We start from the raw sequence: 19,771 nt of genomic DNA on the forward strand, positions 1-19,771 counted from the left end.
TGTCTAAATAAAGAACATCGCTGCAATCGTTGTCACGGTTAATCCGATCGTCACAGGAAGAAGATTGCGTCGCGCTAATTCAAACGGGTCAACACCGCAAATGGCTGCTGCCGGGATAAGCGCCCAAGGAACAAGTGTCCCGCCTCCGACCCAAATCGCAGCAATCTGACCTAATGCTGTCAATGTAGCTGCGCCTGCTCCAATGGCGGTTGCGAACAATTTAGCAATCGAGCCAGCCAAGGAAATGCCGGAAAATCCCGAGCCGTCCAACCCGGTGATCGCACCGACTCCTGCTAATGTAACGGCGCCGATTTCTTTATTTAACGGAACAAGATGCGCAAGTGCTATCCCTAGATCATTTACGATTCCTTGTGATGTTTTCGGCAAGTATTCACCGATAACTTTGATAAAACCGACATCTCCTAAGTAGAAAAATGCTGCGATGGGAATAACAGGCCCAAACACTTTGAATCCGAATTGAAAACCTTCAATTAAATAGTTTGTTGTTTCTTCTAATCCTTTATGTTTATGGGCAAGAAGAGCAATCATAATCAAAATAAATATCGATGTTCCTCCAACTAACGCTGTTGCGTCGCCGCCTTGCAAATTTAAATAGTACATTGTAGCAACATCAACGGCAAACAACAATGGAATGATAAAAGCAAGCCATTTTTTGGATGCTTTTGATAATAGATAAGATTGCTTTTCATGGAAATCGGTGAATTTGTTTGCAGTCAGCTGCTCATTCATTTCTATTGCTAATTTTCCCTTTTTCATATCTCGGCGTAAAAGAAGGAAGGCAACCGTTACGGTAACAATTCCCATGATAAAAACGAGAGGAACGCTCGCGGAAATAACTTCGGAGACAGATAGGCCCGCTGCATCAGCAGTTAATTTTGGCGCGGCTTGAATGATGAAATCGCCAGATAGAGCAATGCCGTGGCCAAATAAATTCATCGCCATTGCCACGCCTAATGCCGGCAAGCCGACACGAAGGGCAACAGGCAGCAATACCGCTCCCATTAAGGCAACAGCTGGTGAAGGCCAGAAAAACCAAGAAATGACCATCATAAGCAATCCAATTGTCCAATAAGCTAATGCTGGCGTTCGGATTAATTTTGTAAAAGGAGAGATCATGACATCATTAATTCCGGTAACGGTTAACACTTTACTCATCGCAACGATAATGGAGATGACAAGTATGGTTGGCAGCAACTCTGTAATGGCAAAAATAAAGCTGTTAAAAATGCTGCTAATAGAAGCGCTTAATGAGTGTGTCGCTGTGAACGTTAATAAAAAGATTCCGGCAATGCAAATGAATGATGTATCTTTTCGCATAATCATAAAGCTGATAATCAGCAAAATGAAGGTAATGTAAATCCAATGTAATACTGTTAATTCGATACCCATATCGTTTTCCTCCTCATCGATATCATCCATTAGTGCCTGTGATAATGGCCTAACTGATGTAATACAGAATATGAATGGAGAAATAAGATGTGAAAACTTTCGGAGACTGATAGGGCATTGTAGAATAAAGGAATATTTCCACAGAAATGGTCACAAAAAAGAAAAATGCCGCTCTTTTTTGAGACGGCATTGACGATTAATTTTGTTTAGGGATGATATAAGTTGTAACATAGGAAGGACGGGGAAAAATGGTTTTCTGCTGGTCCATTTCCTCTTGTTTTCCGCGTTTTTGATGTGCTTTTTCATACGCTTTTGATTGCTGCCAATCTTTGAAGTGTTTCTCGCTTTCCCATAATGTCATAATAATGTATGTATCGTTAGACAACGGACGTAATACTCGGATCGCTACAAATCCAGGCGCTTTTTCAATTAATCTTGCTCGCTGGTTAAAGCGATATTCAAAGATAGGTCTCCCTTCATCTGTGACAGGGATGTTGTTGCATACAGCAAACTTGCCGCCAAAGTCACCTACAGAATCAAGCACTTCGTATTCGCGCGGCTCATTAAATACAGATTTTCCTGCCGTTTCATGAAGTAAAATGGCGGAATCTTCATTTTCAAGCAATAACATTTTTTCGGCAGGATAGTTGTTTTTTAATTTTGTTAAGTAGTCGGTTGTTCCAGCTGTGATATACATCTTCATGCTTTACTCAGCCCCTCCTTATTGTGTCTTAAATACCATTATAAAACAGACTGACAAAAATACTATTATTCATACTCACATTCCTGAACAATTCTTTATCCTAATGTTATAGTTTTTGAAGTCATTGTTGTTTATTAAGCAGAATATAAGAGATTTACGGCTAATAATCGTCGATTTTTTGAAACTTTATGTTATTCTCTATACATTAGTGAAGGAAACTTGTATAGTTGTATTTGGGAGAAACTTTGCTCGTTTTAAGCTATGAGGCTGACCCAAAAGTAAGTGTCAGACCCCACAACCATCATACTTATACGACATAATAATGGATAAAAACACGATCACATTGTGAGTTATGCGTGAGGTCAGACACTTATGGGTTAGCCCTTTATTTTATATTAACTAGGTAAGATCTTTGGAAAGGCGGATGAACATGACAAGACCATTTAACGATACATTTTTACGCGCCTGTCGCGGGGAAAAAACAGAGTATGTGCCAGTATGGTATATGAGGCAGGCAGGGCGTTCTCAGCCAGAATACCGGGCGTTGAAGGAAAAATATTCGCTGTTTGAAATTACGCATCAACCAGAACTTTGCGCTTATGTGACGCGGCTGCCTGTTGAGCAATATAATGTCGACGCAGCGATTCTTTATAAAGACATTATGTCACCGCTTCCAGCGATTGGCGTTGATGTCGATATTAAAGCGGGAATTGGCCCGGTGATTTCAAATCCAATTCGTTCCCTTGCTGATGTAGAAAAGTTGGGAGAGATCAATCCAGAAGAAGACGTTCCTTATGTATTAGAAACGATTAAGCTGTTAACAACCGAGCAGTTAAATGTTCCGCTTATCGGCTTTGCCGGTGCGCCGTTTACATTGGCAAGCTATATGATCGAAGGCGGTCCATCCAAAAACTATAATAAAACAAAAGCGTTTATGTATGCCGAGCCAAAAGCGTGGTTTGCTCTGATGGACAAGTTGGCTGATATGACGATTCGCTACGTAAAAGCACAAATTCATGCAGGTGCAAAAGCGATTCAAATTTTTGACTCTTGGGTCGGAGCGTTAAATGTACAAGACTATCGTTACTTTATTAAACCAACGATGGAACGAATTTTCTCAGCGCTTCGTGAAGAGAATGTTCCATTAATTATGTTTGGAGTCGGCGCAGGTCATTTAGCGAAAGAATGGCATGATTTGCCGCTTGATGTCGTTGGTTTAGACTGGCGTCTTTCAATCAAAGAGGCAAGAGAAATGGGAATCACAAAAGCGGTGCAAGGAAACCTTGACCCAGCTGTATTGCTTGCTCCATGGGAAGTTATTGAAGAAAGAGTAAAAGAAATTTTGGACGAGGGCACGGAGCACCCAGGTTATATATTTAACTTAGGACATGGCATTTTCCCGCAAATTCAGCCGGAAACGTTAAAACGTTTAACCGCCTTTATTCATGAATATACTGCTAACAAAGCATAAGCATTGGAACAAAACGGGTTTTCGTGCAAAATAATAAGGGAATCACAAATACATGAGGTGTACAGAATGACGAAGAAAAAAATGGGGTTACTTGTAATGGCTTATGGCACCCCTTATAAAGAAGAGGATTTAGAGCGTTATTATACGCACATTCGCCGCGGCCATAAACCGTCGCCGGAGATGCTTCAAGAATTGAAAGAACGTTATGATGCCATCGGCGGAATTTCTCCGCTTGCAAAAATTACGCTAGAACAAGCGGAAAGTTTAGAAAAACGTCTTAATGAAATTCAAGACGAAATCGAATTTAACATGTATTTAGGTTTAAAGCATATTGAGCCGTTCGTTGAAGATGCTGTGCAGCAAATGCACAGAGACGGGATTGAAGAAGCGGTAAGCATTGTTCTTGCTCCGCATTTTTCGACATTCAGCGTCAAATCATATAATGGCCGTGCCAAGGCAGAAGCAGAAAAATTGGGCGGTCCTAAAATTCATGCGATTGAAAGCTGGTATGCAGAGCCGAAATTTATTGATTATTGGGTCGAAAAGATTAAGGATATATATGCGCAAATGAGCGAAGAGGAACGGGAAACAGCGGTTTTAATTGTATCAGCGCATAGCTTGCCGGAAAAAATTATTGCTGCTGGCGACCCATATCCGCAGCAGCTGCAGGAAACAGCGGATTTAATTGCTGAAAAGGCCGGCATTAAGCATTATACAATTGGCTGGCAAAGCGCAGGAAATACGCCGGAGCCATGGCTTGGTCCCGATGTGCAGGATTTAACAAGAGAATTGCATGAGCAAAAAGGATATACATCTTTTGTTTATGCGCCAGTTGGCTTTGTTTCTGACCATTTAGAAGTGTTATATGATAATGATATTGAATGTAAAAATGTTACAGATGAAATTGGTGCAAACTATTACAGACCGGAAATGCCGAATGCGAATCCACAATTTATTGATGCTTTAGCAACCGTTGTTCTGAAACATTTAAAACGTTAAGAAATTTGATTAAAGAAGGCGATGAACAAGTGAGTAACGGAAAGAAAACAGTCGTCATTATCGGCGGCGGAATAACGGGAATTACGACAGCTTACTATTTACAAAAGGAAATCAAAGAAAAACGACTGGCGATTGACTGCAAGCTCATTGAAGCGACCCATCGGTTGGGTGGGAAAATCCAAACCGTTGTTAAAGATGGATTTGTCATTGAGAGAGGTCCTGATTCGTTTTTAGCAAGAAAATTGAGCGCTTCCAGACTTGTTAATGAGGTTGGCTTAAACGACCAATTAGTGCATAATGCAACAGGAAAGTCATATATCCTTGTGAAAGGAAAACTATATCCGATGCCAGGCGGATCGGTCATGGGAATCCCGACGCAAATTGGTCCGTTTGTGACAACCGGATTGTTCACACCGTTTGGCAAATTGCGGGCAGCAGCTGATTTTGTGTTACCGCCAACAAAATCAGAAGGTGATATCTCTTTAGGACAGTTTTTCCGCAGAAGATTGGGCGATGAAGTCGTTGAAAACCTTGTTGAACCGCTTTTATCAGGAATTTATGCAGGTGATATTGATCAATTAAGTTTAATGGCTACATTTCCGCAATTTTTCCATGTTGAACAAAAGCACGGCAGCTTGATTTTAGGAATGAAACGGTCTGCTCCTAAACCGAAGCATACAAGTCCAAAAGGGATTTTTCAAACGTTAAAAACAGGATTGCAGTCACTCGTAGAAGAAATTGAAAATCGATTGGAACCTGGCAGCGTTTTGAAAGGGCTTCGGGTTGAGAATATTAAAAAGAATGAATGTGATTATGAGCTAACATTAAGCAACGGAGAAATCATCAGAGCGGACTCGATTGTTGTTGCTACACAGCATCAAGCTGTACCGGCAATGTTTTCACAATATGAGTTTTTTGCACCTTTCAGCCATATGCCGGCTACATCGGTTGCCACCGTGGCGCTTGCGTTTCCAGAAACGGCGATTCAGCAGGATATTGACGGAACCGGCTTTGTCGTGTCACGCAACAGCGATTATACGATTACTGCCTGTACATGGACACATAAAAAATGGCCGCATACTGCTCCGAAAGGAAAAGTGCTGCTTCGCTGTTATGTCGGACGAGCCGGCGATGAGGCGATTGTTGAACAGGCAGATGATGAAATTGTAAAAGTGGTAATGGATGATTTAAATAAAATTATGAATATTACTGCATCACCGGAATTTTCGATTGTGACAAGATGGAAGCAAGCGATGCCGCAATATGTAGTCGGGCATAAGGACAGACTTGAAAAAATCAAAGAAAAGATGACGGAGCATCTTCCAGGGGTCTTTTTAGCAGGAAGTTCTTATGAAGGTCTAGGGCTACCAGACTGTATCGACCAAGGGGAAGAAGCGGTGAAAAAAGTGCTTCATTATTTACAAGCCGGTACAAAAGAAGTGGTTGAGGTTAGCTAATCGTTAGTTAACCTCTTTATTTTTATCAAAAAGTATGCTACTCTTTAATTACGAAATGACCAAAATGTTCATTTAGTCAATTTGAAGGATGAGGAAAATGGCTGTTAATCGAAAACAACAAATTATTGATGCAGCGACAAAATCGTTTTCTCTTTTTGGCTATAAAGCAACGACAATGGATCAAGTCGCAAAGTTAGCGAATGTAGGAAAAGGAACGATTTACACTTTCTTTAAAAATAAAGAAGAATTATTCGATGAAATCGTCTCGACATTAATTTCAGAAATGAAAGAAGCGGCAGAGCAGGTGATTGACCCTCAGCTCAGCTTTTTTGAAAACGTACATCGCGCTTTGTACCGAATTTTAGAGTTTCGTAAACAACATCAATTAGCGATTAAGTTATTTCAAGAAGAGCGTGAGATGGGGACGCCTGCTGTTCAAGAAGTGATAAAAAAGTTAGAAACAGCTATTATCGCTTACATTAAGCAAAAAATTGAAGCAGCGATTGAAAAAGGGGAAATCCGTCCTTGTGATGCAGAAATTACGGCTTTTCTTATGTTGAAACTGTATGTCGCCCTTATTTTTGACTGGGAGAAAAATCACGAGCCGCTTGAAAAGGAAAAAATCGCTGAATTATTTGAACTCTACTTTTTGAAAGGATTGTCAAAATAGATAGTCCTTCTTCTTTTTTGTTTAAACTGACTAAATGAACAAAATGGTCAAATATCCTGGAAGGAGGGAGTAACATGCGGGCGTTTTCGTTATTTTTTGAGGAATTAAAAGCAATGGTGACAAACCGGAAAGTTTTCATTCCTGTCATTGCGGTGTTATTTATTCCGGTGCTATACAGCGGCATGTTTTTATGGGCATTTTGGGATCCATATGCTCATCTTGATGAATTGCCTGTGGCTGTTGTGAATAACGATAAAGGCGCCGTTTTCAATGGAGAAAAGCTGGAAATCGGCGATGAGCTAGTGAAAAACTTAAGAAAGAACAAACAGTTTTCTTGGCATTTTGTCGATGAAGAAGAGGGGGAGGAAGGATTAAAAAACCAAAAATATTACATGGTCATAAAAATCCCGGAAAACTTCTCGAAAAATGCGACAACGTTACAAGATGAGCACCCAAAAAAGATGGAGTTCATTTATATGCCGAATGAAAGTTTTAACTTTTTATCGGCACAAATCGGCAGCACAGCCGTAGAAAAAATTAAAGAAGAAGTTTCCGATACGTTAACGGCAACTTATGCGGAAACGATGTTCGAAAATATTAAAGAGGTAGCAAAAGGATTAAATGATGCAAGTGATGGTGCAGGAAAGCTTCACGGTGGAATTGTCGCTGCAAAAGATGGTTCGACAGAAATTTACAAAAATTTAAAAGTGTTAGCGGAAAAATCAATTGCATTTAAAGACGGATTGCAAACAGCTGCCTCCGGTTCTGAACGTTTAAATTACGGGCTAGATACGTTAAACAATGGTTTTGCGCAGTTGAAAGAAGGGCAGGCGCAGCTCTTGGAAGGAGCGAAAAAGGCGGAGACAGGTTCTAAACAATTAGCCGGCGGCTTACAACAATCACTTGCAGGAACGGAAGAAATGAATGAAAAACTTCCGCAGCTTACAAATGGTGCGGAGCGATTAAAAGACGGAGCAAGCAATCTTTCCGTTTCATTGGAACAATGGAGACAAGGGGTGGAACAAACGAAAGCAGGAGCTGTGCAAGTAAGCGCTGGACTGGAGAAAATGGTCGCACAGCTCGATGCCATGATTTCACAAACCGTTGATCCGCAAGAAAAAGCAATGTTAGAAACATTAAAAAATAATATGAAGCAGTTAGCCGAAGGAAGCAAGAAAGTCTCAGGAGGAATGGAGCAGCTTTCTGCAGGGGCAGCAGCATTAAAAAACGGTGCCAATCAACTTGCTTCTGGTGCGACGCAATTATATAATGGTCAGCTCGCTTTAAGCAATGGAATGAAACAGTTAATCGCCGGACAAGAGCAGCTGGCCGCAGGTGCTCATACGTTAGCTGTTGGACAAGCGAAACTTGTCCAAGGATTAACCACATTCGGTGAAAAAATGAATGAAGCAAAAAGCGGCGTTGAACAACTTGCGAGCGGCAGCAGCCAATTATCGTCAGGCTTAAATGAACTAGCTTCCGGTTCCAATCAATTACAGGATGGTGTGAACAAACTAGCTTCTGGTTCGGGTGAGCTTTCCGCTGGAATGGGGAAACTAGACGAAGGTTCTCGTGAACTTGCAACGAAGCTAAAAGACGGTGCCAAAGAAGTTGGAAACGTAAAAGCGAATAAAGATGTATATGACATGTTTGCCAAACCAGTTGAAGTAGAAAATAAAAAAATAAATGAAGTGCCAAACTATGGTACTGGCTTTGCGCCGTATTTCTTATCATTAGGTTTATTTGTTGGGGCATTATTATTATCCATTGTCTTTCCGTTACGTGAACCTGCCGGTGTGCCAAATTCAGGAATAAGTTGGTTCATTAGCAAATTTGGTGTTTTAATGATCATTGGAGTGATTCAAGCGCTGTTGGCGAATGCCGTATTGCTTATTGGACTAGATATTGAAGTGAAAAGTGTAGCGAACTTTATTTTATTCAGCGTGATCACAAGCCTTACATTTATTGCTTTAATTCAATTCCTTGTAACTACATTAGGAGATCCCGGAAGATTTATTGCCATTATTATCTTAATTTTGCAATTAACCACAAGTGCTGGAACATTCCCGCTTGAATTAATTCCAAAAGTGTTGCAGCATTTTAACGCCTGGCTGCCGATGACTTATTCCGTATTTGGTTTTAAAGCAGTGATTTCAAGCGGAGACTTCGCGTTTATGTGGAAAAACGCATTCACATTAATAGGATTTATCGCTGTCTTGTCTGCAGGAACAATTTTATATTTTACAATAAAACATAAAAGACAATTCCATACAATGGTGCATGATGAAGCAGAAATTCCTAAGGCATTATAAGTCTTAGGAGTTTTTTATAATAGTTGATGATAGGAAAGCTGCATTGTCTCCAGCGGGAAATTTGCGAGTTTCCACTAAAATTAGTTGTAAGAGAATCGACAATTTCTAACTCATTGCAAAACTTGTAACGAGGAAAATGGAAACTTTTTTGTTTGATGAAAGAATAAAAAAAGGAGCTGAATTTTGTCAGCTCCCTTTTTCTTATTTATAGACGACTTGTAAGCACTCATTACATTTGTTTCCATAGCACTCATGCTGTTCTTCCATTTCTTGGCCGCATTCGATACATTTTTTTGGCGGAAGGTTTTTGAAAAATTCCGAACTTTTGATCAACATTTTTATCGCCTCCGAATCATTTGTTGATTATATTGTATTATAACAGAAATGATTATGTCAATATCTGTTTTGTAACAAATTTATAAAACAATGCAAATGTTTACGAAATCGTTTATAGTGAGAAGCAGAAGCAGAAATTTTCTAAAAGGAAGGGATAGGTATGAAAGTAACGGTTGTCGGTTTTTGGGGAGGATTTCCGGCAGTAAATGAAGCAACTTCCGGCTATTTATTGCAACATAACGGCTTTAATTTGTTAGTGGATTGCGGGAGCGGAGTATTAGCCCGACTGCAAAATTATATATCAGTTGAAGAGCTCGATGCGGTGATTGTTTCGCACTATCATCATGACCATGTTGCTGACATCGGTCCTTTACAATACGCCCGTTTAATTAAAAAGAATCTCGGCGCTAATCTTGAAGAGCTTCCGGTATACGGACATTCTTTTGATAAAGACGGTTTTGTCCGGTTAGCCCATAAAGATGTTACAAAAAACATTGCTTATAACCCAGAAGAAACTTTGCAAATTGGACCATTTGCGATTCAATTTATGAAAACGCAACATCCGGCCGTTTGCTATGCAATGCGAATCACAGCGGGAGACGCTACTGTTGTTTACACAGCTGATTCCAGCTATTTGCCGGAGTTTGTGCCGTTTGCGCAAAATGCCGACTTGCTTATTTGCGAAAGCAATTTTTATGCAGGGCAAAACGCAGCGCCGGCTGGACATATGACAAGCGAAGAGGCAGCAACAATTGCCCGCGATGCCAATGCCGGTGAACTGCTGCTTACACACCTGCCTCATTTTGGAGAGTTAGACAATCTAGTGAAAGAAGCAAAAGCAGTTTTCAACAGACCAGTCCATTTAGCAAAATCCGGATTTGTATGGGAGAAATAAAGAGAAAGGGGGAGAATATTTTGCTTTTTATTGACAACGAAGGAATGACTGATCCGCGCGTAAACTTAGCGATAGAGGAATATGCGCTGAAAAACCTCGACATGAATGAAACGTATTTATTGTTTTATATTAACGAGCCGTCCATTATTATCGGGAAAAACCAAAATACGATTGAAGAAATAAACACGAAATATATTGAAGAAAAGGGCATTCATGTGGTGCGTCGCTTATCAGGCGGGGGTGCAGTCTATCACGATTTAGGCAACTTGAATTTTAGCTTTATTACGAAAGATGACGGTGAAAGTTTTCATAATTTCAAAAAATTCACGGAACCTGTGATTCAGGCGTTGCGCAAACTTGGTGTTAACGCTGAGTTGAGCGGACGGAACGACATTTTAGTAGAAGGACGGAAAATTTCCGGCAATGCGCAATTTTCCACTAAAGGAAGAATGTTCAGCCATGGCACACTTCTTTTTGATTCTGAAATTGATGCGGTCGTTTCGGCGCTAAATGTAAAAAAAGATAAAATTGAATCCAAAGGAATTAAATCTATTCGCAGCCGCGTCGCTAACATTAGCGAATTTTTAAAAGAGCCGATAACAATTGATGAATTTAAGCAAATACTGCTTCACTCTATTTTTGACACGAATGGGGAAATTCCAACATATAAATTGACCGAATCTGATTGGAAAGAGATTTACCGTATTTCTGAAGAGCGTTATAAAAATTGGGATTGGAATTACGGGAAATCACCAAAATTTAATTTACAGCATACTCATCGTTTTCCGATAGGGCAAATCGATGTCCGGCTTGAAGTAAACAAAGGAATGATCGAAAACTGTAAAATATACGGAGACTTTTTTGGAGTCGGTGATGTGAGCGATATTGAAAAATTATTAACTGGTGTACGATACAGCAGGCAAGAAATTGAGAAAGCATTAAAGGAAATCAATGTTCAAACTTATTTTGGAAATATTACAAAGGAAGAGTTTATTGATTTAGTTTACTAGCTAGATGAAGCTGATCCAAAGCAAGTGTCTATCGGACGTAATTGTGAAAGGAACGCGTCAGACACTTACGGGTCAGCTCTTTTTATATTGTCGACCGGAAAAAAGACATGATTATTGTCGGCGGCTATAATGTGTACCCGCGTGAAGTGGAAGAAGTGCTTTACAATCATCCTGATGTCGTTGAAGCCGCGGTTGTCGGCGTTCCCGATCCGAACTTTGGAGAGAAGGTAAAATGTTTTGTTGTTTCAAAAAATGACAGCTTAACAGAAGAAAAGTTAATAGCTTATTGCCGTGAGCATTTAGCGAAGTATAAAGTGCAAAGCTCAATGGAGTTTTTAGAGGAACTGCCAAAAAATACGACATGGAAAATTTTGCGGCGTGCATTAAAAGAACAATTAACGGCACCAAAATCATAAGCGGCAGCTTTATAATGATCTGATTTCCTCAAACTTGCTGCAATATTTTTTATAGAAATTTTTTCAGTTTGCCCATGAGGGATCAGACCTTTTGTTGTTGCGGTAATTCTTATTTTATTAAATACTCAGAATATGCTTGAAACGGAAATGATGGCTTTGTATAATTTAACACATAAAAGCATAGAAGGATAAAAGTGATAAAGTTGTTAAGGGGGAAGAGGAGATGAAGAAGGAAGTTAGGAAACTTGTTTTTATGTTAGCAGCCAGTCTGCTTTTGCTAGGCGGATGTGGGGCAAGTGAAACAAGTAAAAAGGAAGAAACAGGATCAGATAATAAAGAAAAAACTTATAAAATCGGGGTTACGCAAATTGTCGAGCATCCTTCATTGGATGCGGCTTTTGAAGGATTTAAAAAAGCATTGGAAGATAAAGGGTTGTCCGTTACGTACGATGTACAAATTGCTCAAGGAGATATGAACAACAATCAAACGATTGCCAACAATTTTGTTGCTGATAAAGTTGATTTAATCTTTGCCAATTCAACTCCAAGCGCATTGGCAGCATTAAATGCAACAAAAGATATTCCAATCGTATTTACATCGGTGACAGACCCTGTTGGCGCCCAGCTAGTCAAATCCATGGAAGAGCCTGGCGGAAATGTAACTGGTACGACAGATACTCATCCGGAAGCCATCCCGAAAACGGTGGAGTTTATTGATAAATATATGGACGGAAACCGTGTTGGAATGATTTATAACTCTGGCGAACAAAACTCTGTTGCCCAAGTTGAAATTGTGAAGAAGGCGATGGAAGGAACAGATTTAGAAATTGTCCCTGTATCTGTATCAACTTCAGCGGAAGTAAAGCAAGCAGCAGAATCACTTGTTGGCAAAGTTGATTGTTTTTACATCATCACCGATAATACGGTGGTGTCTGCGTTAGAATCCGTGATTCAAGTCGCTAACAACGAGGATATCCCATTATTTGTGGGAGAGCTCGATTCCGTTAAACGAGGCGGTTTTGCCGCATATGGATTCGACTATTACGATATCGGTTATGAAGCAGGAGAAATGGCTGCAGAAATTTTAGAAGGAAAGAAAAAGCCTTCCGATTTACCTGTTCAATATCCACAAAAACTCAAGTTGCAAATTAATAAGAAAGCCGCCGAAGAGATGGGGGTAGAACTCAACAAGGAATGGGAGACGATGGCGGAGTACATCGAATAATAGGATAACCATTCGGGGCTGATCGGAAAAGCAAAGTGTCAGATCCCACCACACAATATATAACACATAACATTGGATGAAATGAGCGATATATTGTGGAATGTATGTGAGGTCAGACACTTGTGGGTCAGCCCCATTACTTTTTAAAAGGACGGGAGAACGATGTTTACAGCATTTTTCGGTTCAGTTGAAGCAGGACTTATTTATGCGGTGATGGCTCTAGGAGTTTACTTATCTTTTCGGATTTTAGATTTTCCTGATTTAACGGTTGATGGCAGTTTTGTTACAGGAGCAGCGGTTGCGGCTGTTTTAATTATTAATGGCACAAATCCGTTTATCGCTTCTTTTGTTGCTTTGCTTGCTGGTTTTGCTGCAGGATGTATCACTGGATTATTGCATACGAAGGGGAAAATTAATCCGCTTTTATCAGGCATTTTAATGATGATTGCTCTTTATTCGATTAACCTACGAATTATGGGGAAATCGAATGTACCGCTTTTGCAGGAAGAAACCGTCATCACCATTTTGGTGGAGTGGTGGCAAAAAATCGGTGTTGATCAAATGATAGAAAATGCGTTGACATCGATGAATTTAGTGAATTTTGTGCCTAGAACATGGGCGATTGTTGTGCTAATGGCGTTTGTAGTTATCATTATAAAAGTTTTGCTCGACCAATTCTTAAAAACGGAAATCGGCTTGGCGTTGCGTGCTACAGGCGATAATAAGAAGATGATTTCCAGCTTCTCAGCGAATACGGATGTGTTAACGATTTTCGGTCTAGGCTTATCAAACGCGCTTGTTGCTTTTTCAGGTGCATTGATCGCACAATACGGCGGTTTTAGCGATGTCGGTATGGGAATCGGGATGATCATTGTCGGTTTGGCTTCCGTGATTATTGGTGAAGCGTTATTTGGAGCAAATTCGATTGCAAGAGCAACGTTAGCTGTCATTGGCGGGGCGATTGTTTACCGCATCGTGGTCACTTTAGCATTAAGGGTACAATTTCTTGAAACAGGTGATGTAAAACTGATCACGGCGTTAATTGTCATCGCCGCACTGATTTTCCCGCAATTTATCGCTTCGCAAAATGAAAAGCGGCGTAAAAAGCTAAAAAGCCGATTGAGAGGTGAAGGTGTTGCTGCAGCTAAAAAAGATTACGAAAGTATTTAACGAAGGGACATTAGATGAAAAGATTGCCTTACAATCAATTGATTTGACGCTGGCTCCCGGAGATTTTGTGACGATCATTGGCAGCAATGGAGCAGGTAAGTCAACTTTAATGAATATTATTTCGGGGCGGTTGCTGCCTGATACAGGCTCTATTTTGATTAATGGAAAAGATGTAACGGAAATGAGCGAGCATCAGCGTGCACGCTATATTGGCCGGGTATTTCAAGACCCTCTTGCCGGCACTGCACCGAATATGACCATTGAAGAAAATTTGGCGCTTGCCTATGGAAGAACGAGAAGGCGGACGTTGAAGTTTGGGGTGACGAAAAAACGCCGCGAATTTTTTAGAGAGACGCTGCAAACATTGCAGCTTGGCTTAGAAAATCGCTTAAATGCAAAAGTTGGTTTATTGTCAGGCGGCGAACGGCAAGCATTGTCTTTATTAATGGCAACATTTACAAAACCTGATTTGCTTTTGTTAGATGAGCACACGGCAGCATTAGATCCGGCGCGTGCTGATTTAATTACCCGATTAACAGAGGAAATTGTTTCTCAGTCGAAGCTGACAACATTGATGGTTACCCATAACATGGAACAAGCATTAAAACTTGGCAATCGGCTCATTATGATGGATAAAGGGCAAATTATCTTTGCAGCAAGCGGAGAAGAAAAGAAAAAGTTGACAGTTGAAAAATTATTACAGGAGTTCCAGCGCATTCGCGGCAGCCAGTTTGTCAGCGATAGAGCGGTGTTAAGTTAAAAGCTAAAACTTTGATGGAGTAGCTTTTTTAAGATGGTTCTCCCTTGAGTTTTTATTGCGGTTTTTTGTAAATTTTAAGAAAATAAGAATAATGATTGCATACAGGGGGGACTCACATGGAAACGACGCTTGCTGAAGGGAAATCATCCCAATTTCGCCAAGGAATGCAGGCGGGGATAAGCATTGCCATTGGCTATATGCCGATTGCTCTTACATTTGGACTGATTGCGAAAACAACAGGATTAGGTTTAGCGGAAACGGTACTTATGAGTTTAATTGTTTACGCGGGAGCCTCACAGTACATTTCTTTAAATTTGCTCGCGCTTGGAACGGGCATTTTTGAAATTGTGCTAACGACCTTTATCGTTAACATCCGTCATTTTTTAATGTCCGCTTCCTTGAACGAAAAGGCTGAAAAAGACAAGCTGTGGAAAAAAGCGCTTTATGCGTTTGGTATTACAGACGAAACATTTTCTGTCGTGGCAACAAAAGAAGGAACGGTAACTACTTCGTATATATTTGGTGTGAATGCCGTTTCATACGGAAGCTGGGTAATTTGCTCGGGCATCGGCCATGTTGTCGGGGCAAGCCTTCCGGAAAGTTTACAGGAAAGTATGTCAGTTGCGCTTTATGCAATGTTTATCGGGTTGTTAGTACCGGCTTTAAAAAAACATCGAAAAACGATCTGGCTTGCCGGACTTGCGGCTATTTTCAACTCCGTGTTTTCGCTCGTTCTCAAGCTTTCTACCGGCTGGGCGATTGTGAGCGCTACGTTGCTGGCGGCTGTCATTGTCGAGTTTTTCTATAAAGAAAGAGGGGAAGCGGACAATGGATAAAATGATCGTGTTAATGATTCTTGGAATGGGTGTTGTCACATACATACCGCGGATGCTGCCGCTTGTTGTTTTTAATGGAGTGAAGATGCCGCCGTTTTTGCAAGGAGTATTGAAAAACGTACCATATGCGACGCTTGGTGCGCTTATTGTTCCTGGTATCTTTTTTATTAATGAAGATATTTGGTTTGGCGTTCTCGGATTTTTAAGCGCATTGATTGCCGCCTGGCTGGGAGCCAATGTCATTATTGTTGTGCTAACAGCGATTGCGGCGTTAAGTGTATATGCTTTATTCATGTAATGCTGTTTTATAAATAAAGGTCAGACCGCACAACCAAGAATATTATGATTGGTGTGTGTGCTCTGACCTTTATTTTATATGAAAGAGTTTCATTTTATTTCTTTCATAATCGTTTCATATACTTCATTTTGCTTAAACCCTTTTTCCCCCATGCCAAACTGTTCAATGACACGGTTATTTTCATCTAATAAATACGTAACCGTACTATGAATAATCATGCCGTTGCCAGGGTCGCGGTATCGGAATTGAAAAGCATCAGCGACTTTTTTTGTATCTTCTTCGCTTCCCCGCAATAAAAGCCAGCCTTTGTCGTCTTCCTTTATTCCAAATGTTTTCGCATATGCTTGGAGTTTTTCCCGAGTGTCGCGCTTTGGATCAACGGTGATGGTGATAAATTCAACTTTCCTTCCGAATACGTTTTGTTTCTCAAGTTTTTCACGTAATTTTTGCATTTGGAACGTCGTATTCGGACAAATATCAGGACAATTTGTATAAATAAATTCCAGCAAGCGTACTTTTGGTTTCATATTGTCAAAACTGTATGGTTCTCCCCAAGCTGTTTCCATTACTACATTATTTGGGAATTCCATTTTCTCTTGTCGATAGACGGTAAAATAAAAAATACCGATCCCGATGCAAATCACTAATAAGCCGGTGAATGTAATATATAATTTTTTCAACGAAATCCCCCCTTTTTTTATCATCATACATGAGAAAAATAGTTGTAAACGTGCAAAATCCTGAATATTATTTGAATTTTATTTTCTGTTCTAAATGAGCAAAAAATTACTAAACTAAGTAGTAACGAAAGGGGGACTTGTTTCTTGCGAAAAACAATTAGTTGGTCAATCGGAATTTATTTCATATATGTGCTGTTTATTATCTGGTATTTATTTTATTTTGCTGATACTTCTATTCCAAAGGAGTTTAAAGGAACAAGCGCTGACCCAGAAACCTTTTTAACCCCCAGGGAATGGATGCTAAGCGAGCAGTATTCGCAGATGAAAAATTTATTATTTTTTTTAGCGATTCCTTATGACTGGCTTATCTATATCGTTATATTAGTGTTAGGATTATCAAGAAAATTTCAGGATTGGGCAAAAGCAACAACAAAATGGTCGGCTTTACAAACAGTGGTTTATTTGTTTTGGTTATCATCGCTTGTTACAGTGTTTACACTTCCGCTTAGTTTTATTGCCTATCGCTTGGCAAAAGAATACGGCATTAACACACAGACGTTTTCACATTGGCTGAAAGATGAGATAATCAACTTTTGGGTAAATTATGTGCTAATGGTTATAATTGTGTCTGTATTATATTGGCTCATCCGCAAGTTTGAAAAACGCTGGTGGCTTTATGCGTGGCTATTATCGATACCGTTTATCGTCTTTTTAACATTTATCCAGCCGGTTGTTATCGATCCGCTTTACAATGACTTTTACCCGCTGCGTGACAAAGAACTGGAGACAAAAATTTTGGCGTTGGCAGAGCAGGCAAACATTCCGGCGGAGCATGTTTTTGAGGTGAATATGTCAGAAAAGACGAATGCGTTAAATGCTTATGTTACAGGAATCGGCCCGAATTCACGCATCGTGTTATGGGATACAACGCTGGAACGATTACAGGAAGATGAAATTTTATTTATTATGGCCCATGAGATGGGACATTACGTGATGAAGCATATTTATTGGGGAGTAGCTGGATATGTATTGCTTATATTGATAGGATTGTATGCTACAAATAAGCTGATGAAATGGATTATTCAACGTTGGGGAGCGTGTCTGCATATAAAAAATATAAAAGAGTTGAATTCTTTGCCGCTGTTTTTACTGCTTATTTCATTATTAAGCTTTTCCGCTAGCCCGCTTGTGAATGCTGTTTCCAGATACGAAGAACATGCCGCCGATCAATATGCAATTGAGTTAACGAAAAATACGGAAGCGGCTGTTTCAGCCTTTCAAGAGTTGACAAGAGCAGGATTAAGTCAAGTGAATCCACCGTATTTAGTAAAAATTTTTCGCTATGGACATCCAACGATTTTGGAACGAATTGTTTTTTTGAATACGTATGAATAAATAGCATCTCGCGTCTGACGCGTATAAGTGTCTGACCTTACGCGTAACTAATCATATATATTGAGAAGACTGACGTGTTTGGTCAGTCTTATTTTTTTGAATTTTTTTAAAAAAAAGGGTTCCATTTTTTCGGTATCCTGTTATATAATAATAGCGTAAATTAGATTTGTTGTATTATAACAAATTTGGAGGCAGGGGATGGGATTATACAAATGCTTGGATGAGTGAATAACATTAAGGGTTTTATCAAAACAAAGGGGGAGTAAAATATGACACGGAATGATGAAAGAATTAAACAGTTGGAAGAAAGTTGGAAAAATGATGAACGGTGGAAAGGGATTACTCGTCCTTATACGGCGGAAGATGTTATTAAATTACGCGGTTCGATTGATATCGAGTATACGTTGGCGCGCCGCGGTGCAGAAAAGCTTTGGAAGCTGTTAAATACGGAAGACTATGTTCATGCATTGGGTGCTTTAACAGGTAATCAAGCGATTCAACAAGTAAAAGCCGGTTTAAAAGCGATTTACTTAAGCGGCTGGCAAGTAGCGGCAGATGCAAACCTTGCAGGACAAATGTATCCGGACCAAAGCTTGTATCCAGCTAACAGTGTGCCTCATGTTGTAAAACGAATTAATCAAGCGTTACAACGCGCTGACCAAATTCAACATCTTGAAGGAAGCGGAGATATTGACTATTTTGTACCGATTGTTGCTGATGCGGAAGCAGGATTTGGCGGACAATTAAACGTGTTTGAGTTAATGAAAGCGATGATTGAAGCAGGTGCGGCAGGAGTTCACTTTGAGGACCAACTATCTTCCGAGAAAAAATGCGGGCACTTAGGCGGAAAAGTGTTGCTTCCAACACAAACAGCCGTCCGCAACTTAATCGCCGCACGTCTTGCCGCTGATGTCATGGGTGTACCAACCGTATTAATCGCACGTACGGATGCGAATGCGGCTGATTTAATAACAAGCGATATTGACCCGCGCGACCGTGAATTCATTACAGGAGAACGAACTCCTGAAGGATTCTATCGCACAAGAGCAGGACTCGATCAGGCAATCGCCCGCGGCTTGGCATACGCTCCATACGCTGATTTAATTTGGTGCGAAACAAGTGAGCCAAACTTAGAAGAAGCCCGCCGTTTTGCTGAAGCGATTCATGAGAAATTCCCGGGTAAACTGCTTGCTTACAACTGCTCGCCGTCATTTAACTGGAAGAAAAAATTAGATGACGAGACGATTGCGAAGTTCCAGGTTGAGCTTGGCAAGATGGGTTATAAATTCCAGTTCGTTACATTAGCGGGATTCCATGCGCTTAACTACAGCATGTTTGAACTTGCCCGCGGTTATAAAGAACGCGGCATGGCAGCATATTCTGAATTGCAGCAGGCTGAGTTTGCTGCGGAAAAATACGGATACACAGCAACACGGCATCAGCGTGAAGTTGGTACAGGTTACTTTGATGAAGTGGCTCAGGTCATTTCCGGCGGTCAATCTTCTACAACGGCGTTAAAAGGTTCAACAGAAGAAGAACAATTTACAACAGTATAATAGATAAACAAAGGGCTTTTTTGGGGGATATAAAGTAAAGCTGATACATTCATTTGAAAAAGGGGCTGATAATGGTCAGCCTCTTTTTATTATTTCTTCTTTTTAATGTTTCTCGATTGATTTTATGCGTTTTGCACCTGTAAAGCCCGGACTGTACCTCCCGAGTTTAATG

At 40.2% G+C, this 19,771-nt stretch carries 18 protein-coding genes and 1 pseudogene; 15 read left to right on the top strand and 4 right to left on the bottom strand.

Going from position 1 to position 19,771, the window contains the following annotated elements:
- Nucleotides 1-3: 3 nt before the first annotated feature.
- Together B0I26_RS09185 and B0I26_RS09190 are read right to left on the bottom strand one after the other, a co-directional pair.
- Nucleotides 4-1,410: a hypothetical protein gene (locus B0I26_RS09185; protein WP_111645149.1), complete on the bottom strand. Its 1,407-nt coding sequence runs from the start codon at nucleotides 1,408-1,410 to the stop codon at nucleotides 4-6.
- 196 nt (nucleotides 1,411-1,606) lie between these two features.
- The gene (locus tag B0I26_RS09190) at nucleotides 1,607-2,113 is read right to left on the bottom strand and encodes an antibiotic biosynthesis monooxygenase family protein (RefSeq protein ID WP_111645150.1); all 507 of its coding nucleotides are present in this window, start codon (nucleotides 2,111-2,113) and stop codon (nucleotides 1,607-1,609) included.
- A 430-nt stretch (nucleotides 2,114-2,543) separates the two neighbouring features.
- Here B0I26_RS09190 and hemE point away from each other — a divergent pair, with 430 nt between their 5' ends.
- The 5 genes from hemE (at nucleotide 2,544) to B0I26_RS09215 (ending at nucleotide 9,022) form a co-directional block, all read left to right on the top strand.
- Nucleotides 2,544-3,584: a uroporphyrinogen decarboxylase gene (gene hemE / locus B0I26_RS09195; protein WP_111645151.1), complete on the top strand. Its 1,041-nt coding sequence runs from the start codon at nucleotides 2,544-2,546 to the stop codon at nucleotides 3,582-3,584.
- A gap of 66 nt (nucleotides 3,585-3,650) precedes the next feature.
- Complete coding sequence (gene hemH, locus B0I26_RS09200) at nucleotides 3,651-4,583, top strand: ferrochelatase (RefSeq protein WP_111645152.1); 933 nt, start codon at nucleotides 3,651-3,653, stop codon at nucleotides 4,581-4,583.
- Nucleotides 4,584-4,612: 29 nt separating this feature from the next.
- Nucleotides 4,613-6,040 carry a protoporphyrinogen oxidase gene (gene hemY / locus B0I26_RS09205; protein WP_111645153.1) on the top strand — a complete coding sequence of 476 codons (1,428 nt, stop codon included), beginning with the start codon at nucleotides 4,613-4,615 and terminating at the stop codon, nucleotides 6,038-6,040.
- 97 nt (nucleotides 6,041-6,137) lie between these two features.
- Nucleotides 6,138-6,710, top strand: coding sequence for a TetR/AcrR family transcriptional regulator (locus B0I26_RS09210; RefSeq protein ID WP_111645154.1), 573 nt, complete (start codon nucleotides 6,138-6,140; stop codon nucleotides 6,708-6,710).
- Between the two features lie 74 nt (nucleotides 6,711-6,784).
- Complete coding sequence (locus tag B0I26_RS09215; RefSeq protein WP_111645155.1) at nucleotides 6,785-9,022, top strand: YhgE/Pip domain-containing protein; 2,238 nt, start codon at nucleotides 6,785-6,787, stop codon at nucleotides 9,020-9,022.
- 201 nt (nucleotides 9,023-9,223) lie between these two features.
- On the opposite strand, the gene yhfH is transcribed toward B0I26_RS09215, so the two are convergent.
- Nucleotides 9,224-9,358, bottom strand: a complete 135-nt coding sequence (yhfH, locus tag B0I26_RS09220; protein ID WP_111645156.1) for a protein YhfH — start codon at nucleotides 9,356-9,358, stop codon at nucleotides 9,224-9,226.
- Nucleotides 9,359-9,518: 160 nt separating this feature from the next.
- Here yhfH and B0I26_RS09225 point away from each other — a divergent pair, with 160 nt between their 5' ends.
- The 8 genes and pseudogenes from B0I26_RS09225 to B0I26_RS09260 all read left to right on the top strand — a co-directional run bounded on the left by B0I26_RS09225 (nucleotide 9,519) and on the right by B0I26_RS09260 (nucleotide 15,968).
- Entirely contained in the window at nucleotides 9,519-10,253 is a 735-nt protein-coding gene (locus tag B0I26_RS09225; protein WP_111645157.1) for an MBL fold metallo-hydrolase, read from the top strand.
- 20 nt (nucleotides 10,254-10,273) lie between these two features.
- Nucleotides 10,274-11,263, top strand: a complete 990-nt coding sequence (locus B0I26_RS09230) for a lipoate--protein ligase (RefSeq protein WP_111645158.1) — start codon at nucleotides 10,274-10,276, stop codon at nucleotides 11,261-11,263.
- An 80-nt stretch (nucleotides 11,264-11,343) separates the two neighbouring features.
- Nucleotides 11,344-11,679: pseudogene (locus tag B0I26_RS09235) on the top strand (AMP-binding enzyme); the annotation flags it as partial.
- Nucleotides 11,680-11,902: 223 nt separating this feature from the next.
- Complete coding sequence (locus tag B0I26_RS09240) at nucleotides 11,903-12,904, top strand: ABC transporter substrate-binding protein (RefSeq protein ID WP_111645159.1); 1,002 nt, start codon at nucleotides 11,903-11,905, stop codon at nucleotides 12,902-12,904.
- A 162-nt stretch (nucleotides 12,905-13,066) separates the two neighbouring features.
- On the top strand, nucleotides 13,067-14,074 hold the full coding sequence (locus B0I26_RS09245; protein WP_111645160.1) for an ABC transporter permease: 1,008 nt from the start codon (nucleotides 13,067-13,069) through the stop codon (nucleotides 14,072-14,074).
- Nucleotides 14,040-14,834: an ABC transporter ATP-binding protein gene (locus B0I26_RS09250; RefSeq protein WP_111645161.1), complete on the top strand. Its 795-nt coding sequence runs from the start codon at nucleotides 14,040-14,042 to the stop codon at nucleotides 14,832-14,834. The genes B0I26_RS09245 and B0I26_RS09250 overlap by 35 nt, the downstream gene beginning before the upstream one ends.
- A gap of 116 nt (nucleotides 14,835-14,950) precedes the next feature.
- Entirely contained in the window at nucleotides 14,951-15,670 is a 720-nt protein-coding gene (locus tag B0I26_RS09255; protein WP_111645162.1) for an AzlC family ABC transporter permease, read from the top strand.
- The gene (locus tag B0I26_RS09260; protein ID WP_111645163.1) at nucleotides 15,663-15,968 is read left to right on the top strand and encodes an AzlD domain-containing protein; all 306 of its coding nucleotides are present in this window, start codon (nucleotides 15,663-15,665) and stop codon (nucleotides 15,966-15,968) included. The genes B0I26_RS09255 and B0I26_RS09260 overlap by 8 nt, the downstream gene beginning before the upstream one ends.
- Nucleotides 15,969-16,057: 89 nt before the next feature.
- Here the strand turns inward: B0I26_RS09260 and B0I26_RS09265 are convergent, their stop codons facing one another.
- On the bottom strand, nucleotides 16,058-16,648 hold the full coding sequence (locus B0I26_RS09265) for an SCO family protein (RefSeq protein WP_111645164.1): 591 nt from the start codon (nucleotides 16,646-16,648) through the stop codon (nucleotides 16,058-16,060).
- Nucleotides 16,649-16,792: 144 nt separating this feature from the next.
- On the opposite strand from B0I26_RS09265, the gene B0I26_RS09270 reads away from it, so the two are divergent.
- Both B0I26_RS09270 and aceA read left to right on the top strand, forming a co-directional pair.
- Complete coding sequence (locus B0I26_RS09270) at nucleotides 16,793-18,043, top strand: M48 family metallopeptidase (RefSeq protein WP_111645165.1); 1,251 nt, start codon at nucleotides 16,793-16,795, stop codon at nucleotides 18,041-18,043.
- A gap of 269 nt (nucleotides 18,044-18,312) precedes the next feature.
- A complete protein-coding gene (gene aceA, locus B0I26_RS09275) occupies nucleotides 18,313-19,599 on the top strand; it encodes an isocitrate lyase (protein ID WP_111645166.1) in 1,287 nt (428 codons plus the stop codon).
- The last annotated feature ends 172 nt before the right edge of the window (nucleotides 19,600-19,771 follow it).

The sequence above is a fragment of the Paranoxybacillus vitaminiphilus genome (assembly GCF_003259935.1).
GTDB classification, from domain to species: domain Bacteria; phylum Bacillota; class Bacilli; order Bacillales; family Anoxybacillaceae; genus Paranoxybacillus; species Paranoxybacillus vitaminiphilus.